This window comes from Levilactobacillus sp. FUA 3915 (assembly GCF_044053135.1).
Lineage (GTDB): Bacteria > Bacillota > Bacilli > Lactobacillales > Lactobacillaceae > Levilactobacillus > Levilactobacillus lanxiensis.
The window spans coordinates 2,359,298-2,373,905 of the sequence record NZ_CP168704.1; the positions used below are offsets into that span (position 1 = coordinate 2,359,298).

The 14,608-nt window shown below is 52.1% G+C and carries 12 protein-coding genes; 6 read left to right on the plus strand and 6 right to left on the minus strand.

The features are described from left to right. Positions 1-83: 83 nt before the first annotated feature. Entirely contained in the window at positions 84-1,547 is a 1,464-nt protein-coding gene (gene arcD, locus ACEPST_RS10955) for an arginine-ornithine antiporter (RefSeq protein WP_374706470.1), read from the minus strand. A gap of 140 nt (positions 1,548-1,687) precedes the next feature. Continuing rightward, positions 1,688-2,401 (minus strand): B3/4 domain-containing protein, encoded by a 714-nt coding sequence (locus ACEPST_RS10960; protein WP_125763230.1) that lies wholly within the window; start codon positions 2,399-2,401, stop codon positions 1,688-1,690. 282 nt (positions 2,402-2,683) lie between these two features. Here ACEPST_RS10960 and argR point away from each other — a divergent pair, with 282 nt between their 5' ends. Both argR and ACEPST_RS10970 read left to right on the plus strand, forming a co-directional pair. After that, on the plus strand, positions 2,684-3,157 hold the full coding sequence (gene argR, locus ACEPST_RS10965) for an arginine repressor (RefSeq protein WP_203645883.1): 474 nt from the start codon (positions 2,684-2,686) through the stop codon (positions 3,155-3,157). Between the two features lie 103 nt (positions 3,158-3,260). Next, positions 3,261-5,765 carry an ATP-binding cassette domain-containing protein gene (locus ACEPST_RS10970; protein ID WP_204122001.1) on the plus strand — a complete coding sequence of 835 codons (2,505 nt, stop codon included), beginning with the start codon at positions 3,261-3,263 and terminating at the stop codon, positions 5,763-5,765. A gap of 53 nt (positions 5,766-5,818) precedes the next feature. Here ACEPST_RS10970 and ACEPST_RS10975 read toward each other — a convergent pair whose 3' ends face one another. Further along, complete coding sequence (locus tag ACEPST_RS10975; RefSeq protein ID WP_125763224.1) at positions 5,819-6,055, minus strand: hypothetical protein; 237 nt, start codon at positions 6,053-6,055, stop codon at positions 5,819-5,821. Between the two features lie 68 nt (positions 6,056-6,123). After that, positions 6,124-7,533 carry a C69 family dipeptidase gene (locus ACEPST_RS10980; RefSeq protein WP_204122002.1) on the minus strand — a complete coding sequence of 470 codons (1,410 nt, stop codon included), beginning with the start codon at positions 7,531-7,533 and terminating at the stop codon, positions 6,124-6,126. A 735-nt stretch (positions 7,534-8,268) separates the two neighbouring features. On the opposite strand from ACEPST_RS10980, the gene ACEPST_RS10985 reads away from it, so the two are divergent. The 4 genes from ACEPST_RS10985 to ACEPST_RS11000 all read left to right on the plus strand — a co-directional run bounded on the left by ACEPST_RS10985 (position 8,269) and on the right by ACEPST_RS11000 (position 13,515). Next, the gene (locus ACEPST_RS10985; protein ID WP_204122003.1) at positions 8,269-8,967 is read left to right on the plus strand and encodes a Crp/Fnr family transcriptional regulator; all 699 of its coding nucleotides are present in this window, start codon (positions 8,269-8,271) and stop codon (positions 8,965-8,967) included. A gap of 146 nt (positions 8,968-9,113) precedes the next feature. Next, positions 9,114-10,997, plus strand: a complete 1,884-nt coding sequence (gene asnB / locus ACEPST_RS10990) for an asparagine synthase (glutamine-hydrolyzing) (protein WP_204122004.1) — start codon at positions 9,114-9,116, stop codon at positions 10,995-10,997. A 539-nt stretch (positions 10,998-11,536) separates the two neighbouring features. Continuing rightward, positions 11,537-12,793, plus strand: a complete 1,257-nt coding sequence (locus tag ACEPST_RS10995; protein WP_203645899.1) for a carboxylate--amine ligase — start codon at positions 11,537-11,539, stop codon at positions 12,791-12,793. A 5-nt stretch (positions 12,794-12,798) separates the two neighbouring features. Then, entirely contained in the window at positions 12,799-13,515 is a 717-nt protein-coding gene (locus ACEPST_RS11000) for an aspartate/glutamate racemase family protein (protein WP_204122005.1), read from the plus strand. Positions 13,516-13,653: 138 nt separating this feature from the next. Here ACEPST_RS11000 and ACEPST_RS11005 read toward each other — a convergent pair whose 3' ends face one another. Both ACEPST_RS11005 and ACEPST_RS11010 read right to left on the minus strand, forming a co-directional pair. Beyond that, the gene (locus ACEPST_RS11005; protein ID WP_203645907.1) at positions 13,654-13,995 is read right to left on the minus strand and encodes a YisL family protein; all 342 of its coding nucleotides are present in this window, start codon (positions 13,993-13,995) and stop codon (positions 13,654-13,656) included. A gap of 62 nt (positions 13,996-14,057) precedes the next feature. Further along, positions 14,058-14,588 (minus strand): dihydrofolate reductase family protein, encoded by a 531-nt coding sequence (locus tag ACEPST_RS11010; protein WP_204122006.1) that lies wholly within the window; start codon positions 14,586-14,588, stop codon positions 14,058-14,060. Positions 14,589-14,608: the final 20 nt, after the last annotated feature.

Genomic DNA, 14,608 nt, shown 5'->3' on the forward strand with positions numbered 1-14,608 from the left:
CACAATTGTTGCTAGCAAAAAGCGCTGCCACATCAACCTTTAAACGGTTAATGTGACAGCGCTTTGTTTTATATTCGATTAGACTAGAGGCGAAGAGAGCCATTGAAGAGGCTGATCAAGGCCAATACGGCACAGCCCAGGATGATGGCCATCCCGGCCCATTCCTTGTGGGAGAGCATCTTGCCGCCCTGGGTGCGGTGTTTACGCGCCATCAGGAAGAGGATGCTCCCGGGAATATAGGCGATGGAACAGAAGATTAGGTATTTGATTCCGGAGAAGTAGACGGCCGTGCTTTCGAAGAGCAGGGCGCCAATCCCAATCCATAGCTGTAACTTACTGCCGGCTTCCTGCCGGTGATGCCAGGAAAACTTGATTTGGTAGGCCGCCACCAGGATGTAGCAGATGGTGATGGCGACGGTACACATCGAGTAGGCAATTTGGTAAGCGCGGTCCGTGAAGATTAAGGTTAAGAGGAAGAATTGAATCAGGGCACTACTGGTAATCAAGGAAATAGTCGCGGTGCCGTTTTTATTCTTGCGACTGAAGATTTTGGGTAAGAGTTCTTGTTGGGACATTAAGCGAATCGTTTCTGCGGGGAGCATGGTCCAGGATAACCAGGAGCCCAGAGTTGAAATAATCAGGCCTAAGCTGATCATCGCGCCACCCCAGGAGCCAACCATGTCCCTGAAAATGTAAACCATGGCGGGTTGCTTCATAGCGGCCAACGTTTGCCGGTCGAAGTAACCGTATGGGAGAACCGAAGCTAGGATGTAAATGACCACTAGGCCACATAGCCCAATCAACGTGGCCTTACCAGCATCGGATTTCTTGTTCGCCCGAGAGGAGAGCATCGTGGCGCCTTCGATTCCGACGAAGACCCACATCATGATGATGAAGCAGCTCTTGATCTGCGACCCGATGGAACTGGGGGCGATGGCGCCCTGCACGTTGGACTGCACGTTACCCCAGAAGTTAACCGTGAAGATTTGGCCTTTGAACAGGATAATGGCAATCACAATGAAGACGAATAGAGGGATCAACTTGCAGACGGTAATCAGGGAGTTAATGACGGCGGCACTTTCAATCCCGTGATTGACCAGCAGCGTCAGTAACCAGAGGATAATACTGGTGACAATGACGGATGGTATCTTATTGCTGCTGTTGAACAGGGGGATGAAGTAGCCGACCGCGTTCATCATCACGGTGGCAAAGGCCACGTTACCCATCCAGGCAGAAATCCAGTAGCCCCAGCCACTAACGAAGCCCGTGTATTTACCAAACCCCTCCTCGGCGTAAGAGAAGATGCCTTCGAGGTCGGGGCGTTTAGTAACAAGGTTGTTGAGTGAGAGGGCCAGCATCAGGGTTCCAAAACCCACGATTCCCCAGGCAATGAGGGCGGGTCCAGGTGAAGCAGCGACCGCCAAGTCAGAAGTTAGGGCGAAGATTCCCCCACCAATTGAAGAGGAGATAACGGTTGAGATTAGTGCAGTGAGGCCTAGTCCGTGACTCGGCCTGGCAGGGGATTCAGGTTCTGACAGCGTTGACATTTTCATAATAGAAACGATCCTTTCAGCCCGACGAGATGCTCGCCAGACTCCTATGGGGAATAAAGACACTTACGATAAATAATGCGCTTACATTTTTGTTGAAACAGGTGCCGGATTGGCTGTCGGTCGTTGTGGACAGTCTAGTCGGCGAACGTGATGGTTGGGTGTTCCTTGGTGACTAACGTATAGGTCGTGTCCAACCCGAGGTAGTCCTTCAGCCGTTGTTGCAGGGCTTGGACGGCTTGGGCGTGATCTTCTTGCCGCTCAGGATTAACATTTTCCATGTAGAACAAGAGATTCTTGGAATCCTCGGTGGCTTCGACCCGGGCACTATCGCGCCAAGCCCAGCAACGTGAAATAACATCATGGGCGTCATGGTAGATGACTTCGCCGGGCAGGGCCGTTTCAACCTCATCCTCACCGATTGGCCGGAAGGGTTCGCCGCCTTGAGCGACCGTCAAGTGGATGTCGCCTTGAATCTGGTCCATATCCTCCGCCGCAACGGGGAAGGCCCATTCGAGCGAAACGGAATTATAGATGTCTACAACCGGATTGATGTTGCCAACGCCCTTACCGTTCTTGGCCCGCTTCAACAGGCTTTCAACGGCACAGCGCGCACCCTTTTTCGTCTTGAATTGTTGAAAGGCGTTACGCCAGTCTTGGATGACGGCATTCTTACTGATGGGATCATTGGGAACCCAATGGTTGGCAGCCGTTTCATTGGCGGTCGATAAGAGTGTTGCCGGAACTTGACCGGTATCGTGGTTATCGACGTTGTGCGCCGTTAAAAAAGCAATTTTAACTTCGGGAAAGATTTCCCAAAACGAGTCGTCAACAATAAATTTTTGTGACATCCTGAATGCCTCCTAAACATGAATAAATTACACTTCTAAGTATACAGTTTTTACCCCGTCGTACCAGTGATTTTAGCGATTTTCTTCAAAATTTAATTTTTAATTTCTTCTACTATATTTCATTAAAAATGTTATTTTAAAATGGGGTCGTTTGGGTGGTAAATAATTTTGCGTTCGTCAGCGATTTTTGCTACAATGTGGCTAATCATTATGCATAAAAACCGGTAGTTTATACATTCATTTCTAGTGTAAGGTAACGTTTATACAATGGGGGCGGATTTAGTGAAAAAGAGCATGCGACAGGCACACATTGAACGATTAATTAATCAGTATCCAATTGGGACGCAAGAAGAACTAATGACCCGTTTGGAAGAGGTGGGCATTCAAGCCACTCAAACCACTATTTCCCGAGATATTCGGGAGATGCAGATCGTTAAATCACAGGATGGTCATGGTCATTTGCGCTACACCATTTTTAAGGCCGGCAATCGGAGTGAGGAAGAGCACCTGCGAGAAACCATCAACGAGGTGGTTGTCGGCATCACGCGGGTAGAATTTGTGAACGTGATCAAGACGCAACCCAGCAATGGGAATCTGCTGGCCGCCATTTTTGACGACCTCGACCTGCCGGAAATTACGGGGACCTTGGCGGGGCACGATACCATTTTCATTATTAGTCCGACTGAGGACGTGGCAAAAAAATTGCATGAGCAGATTTTAAAGGACGTCAATCCGGACATCATTAGTCATTTGTGAGAGTGAGGGTTGTGTGAAAGCAATTGGTAAGTGGCTGAACAAACGAAATCCCGATGATAATGGTATAGTGAAATCAGAGTCCATTTTCAGAAAGGAGTTTTCCATGCCAACTAATTTACCCACACATATTAAGGTCCGCGGCGCCAAGGTCAACAATCTTAAGGACCTAGACGTCGATATTCCTTTGAACCAATTCGTCGCCATCACCGGGCGGAGTGGGTCCGGCAAGTCATCCCTGGCGATGGGGGTGCTCTACGCGGAAGGGGCCCGGCGCTACTTGAATGCGCTCTCGACCTTTACGCGGCGCCGCATCAATCAGATGGGGAAGGCCGCGGTCGAATCCGTGGAGTACCTGCCTTCGGCGTTAGCGTTGCGGCAACGGCCGCAGGTGCCCGGGGTCCGTTCGACCGTCGGCACCATGTCCGAGAGCCTCAATATTTTACGGTTAGTCTTTTCTCGGTTGGGGTCGCCGGTTTGTCCCAACGGCCATCAGGTGCCATCGACACTGGCGGTTGCGGAAAATGATGGTTACGTGACCTGTCCGACCTGTGGCGTCACGTTCCGAGCCCCCGGTGCGGAAGATTTTGCGTTTAACTCCGGTGGCGCTTGTCCCACCTGCGAGGGCCTCGGTGAGGTCCGGCAACTGGATGCGTCCCTGATTATTGGCAACGAGGATCAGACGCTGCAAGAGGGGGCTGTGGCTTCCTGGCATCTGCCCGGCCGGAACTTTATGCCCATCGTGGCCAACGCCATTGGCATTCCCATCGATGTGCCCTACAAGGACCTGAGCGACGCGGATAAACAGCGCGTGCTCCACGGGAAAAAGCAGTTTGTGGCCATCGACATCCCCAGCAGCAAGGGGAAAATCTTCCACATGGACAAGGCCGTTTATGAAAACGCCTTTGCTGCTGTGGAGGACAGTATGGCCACCAGCAAGAATGAACGGACGATTGCCAAATTAAATAAATTTTACACGTTCGATACCTGTCCAACCTGTCATGGCACCCGGCTGAATCCGGCACTACTCAAGCAGAAATTAGTCGGCAAGAGTATCGCGGAGGTGTGTGATCTGCCCGTCAATGAGCTGCGGCAATTTGCTGGCACCATTGTGGACTGGTTGCCCGCTAAGATGCAGGGCATTGGCCAGAACTTGGTCGACGAATTACTGTTGAGCCTGCAACCAATGGTGGATTTGGGCTTGGATTACCTGACACTGAGTCGGCCCGGCGCTACCTTGTCGACCGGGGAGCTCCAACGGATTCAACTGGGACGCACGCTGCGGAGTGCCACGACCGGCGTGCTCTACGTGCTGGACGAACCCTCCGTGGGGTTGCATCCCGCCAACGTCACCGGATTGATCAAAGCCTTCCGGGGCTTGGTGGCCCAAGGCAACTCCGTGGTCGTGGTTGACCATGACACGCGGATCATTGGCGCAGCCGATTACGTGATTGAAATCGGCCCCGGCGCCGGCAAAACGGGCGGGACCGTCGTCGACCAGGGGACCGTGGCCGAAGTCGCCCACAGTCAGCAGTCACTGATTGCGCCATTTCTAAACGGGACCGCACAACTACGCGAACGGCCACAGCTCGATGACCAGGTACTTTGGCAAAAGGGTAGCCTGAGCCTCGAGGTGCAACACCGGTTTAACATTGACGATGTTGCCGTGAAATTTCCGAAGAACCGCATGACCACGGTCACGGGGATGAGTGGGGCCGGCAAGACGACGCTGGTGCTCGACAGTCTGATTCCCGCCATTGAGGCGGACGTGGACCATCGCACGTTGCCCAAGCACGTCACTCAGTTAGACCGTGCGGGCATTCGCCACGTGGTCAAGGTGGATTCCGTTCCCGTTGGCAAGAATGTCCGGTCGACGGTGGCCACCTATACCGATATCTTGGACCGGTTGCGGAAACTGTTCGCGGCGACGCCAGCGGCGAAAGAACTGGGCTATACCAACAGTCGCTTCTCGTATAACGTTAAGGCGGGGGCCTGTCCCACGTGTAACGGGACCGGTCAGATTTCCCTCGACGTCCAGTATTTGCCAGACATCACGGAGGTTTGTCCCCAGTGCCACGGGCAACGCTACAATCCAGAAACCCTGGCCGTGACCTGGAATGGGTACAGCATTGCGGACATTTTAGACCTGTCCGTCGATGAGGCGTTACCGATCTTTGCGGCGGAAAGTGGGATTGAACAAACCCTGCAGACGTTGCACGACATGGGCCTGGGCTACCTCTTGTTAGGCGAGAGCACGCCTGCATTGTCCGGGGGCGAGGCGCAGCGGTTGAAGCTGGTCTCGCGGATTGGCAAGCGCCAGACCGGGACACTGTTTATCTTCGATGAACCCACGGTCGGTTTGCACCCGTTAGACATCCAACAGCTGGTCAAGGTCTTTGACCAGTTGCTCCAGCAGGGCGCCACGGTCATTGCGATTGAACATGACCTGGACCTGATTGCCAACGCGGATTACGTAATCGACATGGGACCCGGTGGCGGTATCAACGGTGGCCACTTGGTCGCAACCGGCACGCCCGCAGATATTAGCCAGGCGGCAGATAGTGTGACCGGTAAATATCTAAAGGACCAATTAAACTTATTTGAAAAATAGACCGCAAAAAAGCGCATCGCCAGAACTCTTGGCGGTGCGCTTATTTTAGCAAATTAAAGTTTTTTGGAAACGGTGTAACGTTTGGTCGTTGACGGTTCTGTTCGATCAGTCAACTGTTGTTCCGCCAAAAAGATATCGAACGATGGCTCCCCGTGTTCGCTCTTGACGACCAGGACGTGACCGGACTCATCATGCCGTTCCTGGTAAATCTGGGCCGTTTGCACGGCTTCGTGATAATCGTGAAAATTACCAATTGAATCTCCTGGGTTGAAAAGGACTACTTCATCCATCTAATCATTCCTTTCGAGGCTAGCTGCTAATTTCATTATAGCGCATTCCTCTTGAAAACGATACCAATTTACAAGCCGGCATCCATGGTAAAGGTCAAGGCCGAGAGGTCGGCGTTGGCCTGGACTAATTTACCCGTCTGGACTTGAATGGCTTGGGCCAAGGCATCGGCCGTTTCGGCGTTGAACTGGCCGAGTGAGGCTGCTGAGACGGTGGCCTGTTGGTCGCCTAAATGTAAGCGTTGGTAGCCAGCCGCTTGCGTTTCGTTGAGGAAGTTGGCAAGTAATTTCCGGTTTTGGTGGTAATGAGCCTCACTCAAAACATCGAGCAACTTGTTGGCCCAGTAAGGGTTCTGCCCATTGTAGGCGGCGTTGTCCTCACCATAGGCCAGGCCCACTTGATCACCCTGCGCATAGAAGGGCAGGTAGGGACTGAAGGCGGGGTTGCCGAGGCATTGCCAAACGACGCCGGCCAGGACGGGCGCCACGTTGCGACGAATCTGCAGAATGTGTGAGTTCTGGGTCCGTGACAGGCCAACCGCCCGGAATTGGTGCTTGGATTCTTCGCTACCGGTGCCCAATGGATCAAACGGGGTTTCTTGGTAGTGAGAGCCGAGGAATTGTTCAACGGCGCCGACGCTGATCTTACGTTCGGCATGCCGGATGAAGGGGAGATCTTGACTGCTGGGGTTTTCCAGGGCACTCGGGGTGAACAGCTTGTGGCCGTACCAGACCCGTGGCGTGTTGTAGTGGGCGTCGTCAATCGTTTGCGTGCCAAAGATGTGGCGGGAGTTGAAGCGATTGCCGTCGGGGTTCAAGCGATTTTCCTGAACAAATTGGCGGATACCAGGGGAGGCCAAGAAATTCTTGGTGTCAATGAAGTCGACGTCCTCGATGGCCAATTGGTTGGCCACCACGGCGTAGGCGTCGTCGGGGATGCGCTGGGCGACCCAGTGATGCCCACTGACGATTTCCATGTACCAAACTTCTTCGGCGTCACTGAAGAGGACCCCGTTGGTTTCGGCGGCCCCATTTTCCGTGACCAGTTGGCCTAACCGTTGGATACCGGCCTGAGCGGAGTCGACGTAAGGCAGGACGACCGTTAACATGGCGTCCTCGGCGATACCGTCCGTGACCAGCGGATCAATGCCCAAGACGCGACTATTGGTATAGGCACTTTCAGTTGCGCTCATGGCCACGTTCTGGTCGTTGATGCCGCTCTCTTCAAAATATCCTTCGCTAGGGTCGTTGTCGGGCATGGCTGTGTAGTGGTAAGCCTGTTCCGGCAACGTCGTGGTAAACGCGTTACCTTTCGAAACAAAGTGGCGGTCGCGGTCCTCGTTAGCGGGATGGACGACGGCCCGTTTTGGCCAGATGGCCACGAAGTTATCTTCGTTGCGGGCAATCAGTGTGCTACCATCCAAGGTGGCGAGTTTACCGGCTAAAAATGAGGTGCAAGCCTGATGGGTATGACGGTTCATAATAATTCCTCCTTTTAGAGTATCGTTAAGCACACTATAACACACGCGTGGCGCGGGATAAACCGCTATCATTGTGAAAGAGATGGGGCATTTCGCCAAGAGTGAGGCGTCAGCCACCGGTAACCGCTAATAGTTTGATAGAATGGACTTAACTTGGTTTCGCCTCCGGGCTGGTGAAAACCGGGCCTGGTCGCGTCCGTTCCCGCCGGCGAGCTCAAGGCGCCCTGCTATGGGGCCGGTTCCAGACTGAGGGGCGGTCTTCCACCTCAACTTTGCGCCTGAGAAGCGGTCGCAAAGGTTGTCCCATGGGCTAGGCTGGAAAAGAACTCCAGCCAAGGCCATCGACACAGCCGGGCACCTTGGCTCGCCTCTGGTCACTTCCACGACCGGCCCAGTTTCCCCAGCCCTGCGGCTGACACTGGTTAAGTCCATAATCAAACGGATTATCAGTGGTTGTCGGTGGCTATGGCAGTGAAGAAGATTGGTTAGACGGTATCGTTCCCGACGGCAGATTCAACCACCCCTGCTATGGGGCCGGTTCCAGCCTGTGGAGCGGGCTTCCACCTCGATTTTGAGCCGAAGAGCGGTCTCAAAAGTCGCCCCGTGGGCTAGGCTGGGGAAATGCATCCCAGCCAAGACCACCGACACAGCCGGTCACCTTGAAGCCCGCCGCCGGGAACGGAATCATCCGCCATTTTTCACTAGACCAATAGAAAAAATTAAGGAGATGCCGAAATGGTACATGAACATCATCATGAATCAATCGAACAAGAGCTGGAATGTGTTTCCCAGGTGCCCATTTTTCAGCGCTTGTCGGCGGATCAACTGACGTCGGTGGCCCAGGTTACCCGGCCCGTTATGGCCAAAAAGGGCGGGACGGTGTTTAGTACGGGAGAAGTTTCACAAACCCTGTACATCGTCAACGTGGGTCAGGTGCGCCTGTACCATTTGGGCGAAGATGGTCGCGAACAGGTCTTGCGGGTACTGAATCCGGGAGACTTCATTGGTGAAATTGCACTGTTTACGGATGAAATTCACAGTTCATACGCCGAAGCCACCAAGGACAGCGAGCTGTGTACCATTTCGCGAGCATCCCTGACGGCCTTGATCAAGCAGATGCCACCGCTGTCCATGGCCTTGCTGGGGGCGCTGGCGGACCGGCTGAAGACGGCTGAACGGCAGGCAACCTTGCTGGCCATTCCGGACGCGCTGCCACGGCTAGCCGGCTATTTACAAGAAATTAGCGGGCACCAATCCGGCGTCATTGATTTACCGATGAGCAAGCAGGACCTGGCCGCCTACCTGGGCATGACGCCAGAGTCCTTGAGCCGCAAGCTGCGACAGCTGGTCAAGGACGGCGTGATTGAGACAATTGGTCGCCGGCAGGTCAAAGTGATCAACACGGATCAATTGGCTGAAGTGGCGCCAGAGTAACCGGAGTTTTAGCTATCCATTAAGAATCCTTAATATTATGGTATTCCCGAAATAAATTTGCTAAAATGATGGGTGTTGTGTTTCATTTAATTTTTAATGAACGACTAAATTAGGCGATAAGAATAAAGGAAAAAGGGGATACGCACATGTGTGGATTCGTTGGCTATGTGAATCAAAAAGATGTTCCGACTAATACCATCAACAGTATGGCAGATCGGATTAAGCACCGGGGGCCGGATGACGAGGCTTACTTCCACGACGAACAAGCCGTGATGGGTTTCCGCCGGCTGTCGATCATCGACTTAGCCCATGGTAAACAACCCATGTATAACCGGGATCAAACCAAGGTTTTGACCTTTAACGGTGAAATTTATAACTATCAAGAAATTCGGGCCGACTTACAAAAGTTGGGTTACGAATTCCAAACTGACGTGGATTCAGAAGTCTTGATCCACGGGTACGATGCTTGGGGTCCTAAGCTGTTGGACCGCCTGCGGGGGATGTACGCCTTCGCCATTTATGACAAGACGAAGAACGAAGTCTTTGGCGCACGTGACCACTTTGGTATCAAGCCAATGTACTACTACGATGACGGTGAGACCTTCCTGTGGGCCTCTGAAATTAAGGCGTTCCTCGAACACCCTAACTTCAAGAAGGAATTCAACGAAGCCCTCTTACCCATCCATTTGAGTTTTGAATTTATCCCATCACGGGAAACGATGTTCAAGAACGTCTACAAGGTCTTGCCTGGGCAATACTTCATTCACCATGCCAATGGCGAGACGGAAACGCACCGTTACTACAAGTTTAACTACGATCACATCGACAACAGTCAGACGGTTGAAGAGGATGCCAAGAAGATTCGCGGTATCGTTGATGAATCCGTTAAGACCCACATGATTGCCGACGTTGAAGTTGGGAGCTTCCTATCCAGTGGGATTGATTCTTCCTACGTGTTGAACGAAGCTTCTAAATTAAAGCCAATCCAATCCTTCTCCTTAGGGTTCAAGAACTCTAAGTACAGTGAATTGAGCTGGTCGACCGAATTTGCCAAGGAAATCAAGCAAAAGAACACGCCACTCTACATGACGGGTGACGATTACTTTGACATTTTGCCAACGATTATGTACTACATGGATGAACCGTTATCCAACCCATCTGCCATGCAATTGTACTACCTGTCCAAGGGGACGCGTGAATCCGTTAAGGTGGCGCTGTCTGGTGAAGGGGCCGACGAATTCTTCGGTGGCTACAACACTTACTTGGAAGCTATTCCATTCGAACGTTACCAGAAGTGGGTGCCTAAGGGCATTCGGAAGATGCTGGGTGGCATCGCTGAAAAATTCCCTCGCTTCCATGGTCGGCGGTTCCTGGTCCGTGGTGCACAGCCATTGAGCGAACGCTACTACCGGGTCAACTACGTCTTCGATTACCATGACCGGAACAAGATTCTGAAGAACCCAAGTCTGAACCAAGATGCTGGGGCTTACACCAAGCACTTCTTCGATGATGTTAAGGGCCTGGATGAAATGACGCAGATGCAATACTTTGATATCAACACTTGGTTACCTTATGACATTCTGCACAAGGCTGACCGGATGAGTATGGCGAACTCACTTGAAGTGCGGACACCATTGGTTGATAAGGAAGTTGCAAAGTTTGCTGCAACCATGCCTGTGAAGACGCGGATCCACACGGATGAAACCAAGGTTTCTCTGCGGGCCGCTGCCGAGGCTGAATTGCCAGAACGGGTGGCTAAGAAGGAAAAGATGGGCTTCCCATCTCCAATCGCCACCTGGATCAAGACGGAACCTTACAAGTCACGGATCATCGAAGCGTTTAACTCCGACGTGGCCCAAAAGTTCTTTAACACGGACGCCCTGATGGATATCTTACACGAACACATCAACGGTAAGTCCAGCATGCAAAAGATCTTCACCATTTACACGTTTATCTTGTGGTACGAGGTTTACTTCCCAGAAGACACGACGGCTAAGACGGTGGACCTGGTTCACCGCACGCAAATTTAATATAAAACGGCATAGCTGTTTGGCTGGCCGATAACGATCAAGGTTGCTATTGGACTCGTCCGCTAACAACCTTGATTGTGTTTACTTAGTTTTTTCCGGTCTGGCAACTCGTTTGCCCCGGTCTGGTGAAAATGGACCGGAACGTTGTGGGCAGTCGCCGTTCCCGGCGGCGGATTCAAGGAGCCCTGCTGTGGGGTCGGTTCCAGCCTGTGAAGCGGGCTTCCACCTCAACTTTGAGCCTGAAAAGCGGTCTCAAAGGTTGCCCCATGCTCTAAGCTGAGAAAAATCTCTCAGCTAAGACCATCGACACAGCTGGTCACCTTGATCCGCCTCTGGTCACTGAGACTGGCCACGCTTGGCCCATTTTCACCAGCCCGCCGGTTGCGGACCGGATATTGCCTGTAAGCACGGTGCTCATGGATGTGATTGTGAGCATCCGTGGTGGCTGAAATAATTATTGCCAGAAATTGTGCAATAAAATAAATAATTGAACATGCAATGAGAGATATAAGTACGTTGTGAAGGGACTTTAATTTGTTATGGAAACCAATGGAGCAAAATTCACGCCCGTTCTGTTAGGGAGCGATTTTAACGTATACGGGATGGCCCGGTCGTTTTATCAGCTGTACCATGAACCCGTTCAGGCCTTTGCCAGCATTCAGTTGGCACCGACCCGTTACACCAAAGTCGTCAACTTGGAATTGATTCCAGGATTTGATGAGGATCCCGTTTGGATTGAAACCATGCGGAAACTGAAGGAACGTTACGCGGATCATCCAGAACCCGTGATTTTGATCGGGTGTGGGGATGGTTATGCGGAACTGATCAGTAAGCATAAGGCTGAACTGGAAGATGTGTTCATTTGCCCATACATCGATTACGATAAGCTGCGGCACCTGAACAACAAGGAAAACTTCTACAAGGTTTGTGATCAGTATGGGTTGCCTTACCCCGCAACGCGGATCATCACCAAGGCTGACGCCACGGCGGCGGAACCCGTTGAACAACCCTTTGACTACCCGGTAGCCCTGAAGCCAGCCAACAGTGTGGAATGGTTAGACGTCCACTTTGAAGGTCGGAAGAAGGCCTTTCGGATTCAGTCCGAGGCAGAGTTCCGCGACATTTTACAGAAAATCTACGCTAATGGGTACCAATCCGACCTGATTTTACAGGACTTTGTGCCCGGCGATGACAGTAACATGCGGGTGTTGAACGCCTACGTGGACCGCAACCATCACGTTAAAATGATGTGCCTGGGTCACCCCTTACTGGAAGACCCAGCGCCATCCGCGATTGGCAATTACGTGGCCATCATTCCGGAATACAACGAAACGATTTACCACAACATCCAGAAGTTCCTGGAAGCCATTGAATTTACCGGTTACGCCAACTTTGATATGAAGTATGACGTGCGGGACCAATCCTTCAAGCTGTTTGAAATCAACTTGCGGCAGGGTCGGAGCAGTTTCTTTGTTACCTTAAACGGCTACAACTTGGCCGATTGGGTGGTTAAGGATTACGTTCAGGACAGCTTAGCAGATGCCCCAACGGTGTACGGCAACAAGGACGAAAGCCAACACGCGCTCTGGTTAGGCGTGCCGGTCAAGGTCTTCAAGCAATACACCCGGGAAAATGCCGACAAGGACCGCGCACTGAAGCTGATTGCAGCGGGCAAGTACGGCACGACCTACCGTTACGATGAGGACATGAACCTGAAACGGTGGGCATTGATTCAATGGATGCAACACAATTACACGGTTAACTTTAAGAAGTATTTCGCAGAAAATAAGGGGTAACCACCATGAAAAAATTCTTTACGATTATTGGCGGCATGGGGACCATGGCAACCGAGAGCTATCTTCATTTGTTAAATGCTCGGACGCCCGCCCACGCCGATCAAGATTATTTGAATTATATTTTGGTCAACCACGCGACGGTACCGGATCGGACAGCCTACATTTTGGATCACAGTCAGCCCAATCCGTTACCCAGTCTGCTAGACGATATTCGCCAGCAGAGTCAACTGGGCCCAGCCTTTTTCACGTTGCCATGTAACACGGCGCATTACTTTTATGATGACCTGAAGGCGGCAACCGATGTCCCCATCCTGCACATGCCGTGGGAAGCGGTGAACGAAATCAAGCGCAAGTTCCCGAATGCCAAGCGCATTGGGATTACCGGGACGCAGGGAACCATCACCGATAAGGTTTATGAAGACGAGATTAATGCGGCCGGGTTAACGCCCGTGTTGCCAACGCCGGAAATCGAAGCGGAAACGATGTCGTTGATTTACGACCACATTAAGCAAAAAAATGACGTGGATGCCGATTTATTCCACCGCATTATTCGCGAAATGATTGAAGACCAACACGCCGATGTCGTGATTCTGGGCTGCACGGAATTATCCTTAGCCCAGGAACGCGAACCGGAAAAGACGTACCCAATCGTTGACAGCCAATCCGTTTTGGTTGACCGGACGATTGAGATGGCCTTGTCCAAGCTACGCAATAAAGATTAAGCCATTTGAAAAGGAATCGCTCAGCTTCTCCGTATGGAGGGTGAGTGATTCCTTTTTTAGTGGCGCTAATGGAAAAAGCAAACAACGACCAAAAAGGACCCAGCCAGTCAGCCAGGTCCCAAACGTTAATCGTTAAATTTAGTGAAGGCCCAGCGTGAGTCCCAAGCCAATCGTTGCGAGGGCAACCACGCCCAGAATCCAATAGACCAAGTGAGGCGTGTTGCGCTCCATCTTCCGGCCGAAGCTGATTTCGATAAGGGCAATCGTGCCGATACCCAGCAGAAACTTCAGGCTGATGAGCAGGGGAGCGTGGCTAAAGGTCCGAATGCTTAAAACGACCCCACTGATGATCATGACTAAATACGCAATCCGCGCCAGAATCAAGAATTGCGTGGCCCGTTTTTCTGAATGGCGGGTCAAGCCACCGACAACTAAAATTGTTAAAACTATCCAGGTCCAAAAATGTAGGCCTAACCACATACCGACCGATCCTTCGCGTAAAAACTAAATTAAGCGTACCATACTCGCGTGGTCAAGCGTTACTAATTTCTGCGCTGATAGACCAATTCGGCCAGTGGCCCGAGGGTGTGGGCCTGCATCAAGGTGAATTGATGGGGCGCCGCGAGTTCTCCCCACAGACGTTTACCTTGACCCAACAGGATGGGGGCAAGCTGTAAGTAGAGTTCATCAACGAGGTCGGCAGCTAGTAAGGGGGTCAAAACGCTGGCACCGCCCACAATCCAGACGTTGCCGTCCGCCTGCTTGAGTTGGCGGGCAAGGGTGACCACGTCGGTATCAGTGAAGGTCGTTAACGGCAAATTCTGCCGGTTCTCCCGGGTTAAAACGTAATTGTGCATTCCTGGGTTGGCAGGGTTAAACGGGGCGTCAGGCGCCATTTTAGCCACGAAATCGTAGGTAACACGACCCATGATGGCGTTGGTCATCTGGGAAAGCACCTGGACACCGGCATCGGCGGGGATGTCGGGCAGTTGGGTGAGCCAGTCGATACTGTCCTCGGGGGTGGCTAGATAGCCGTCGAGGGAGGTGGCACCGTAGAAAATAATTTTATTCATCGGGAACGATCCTTTCAAAA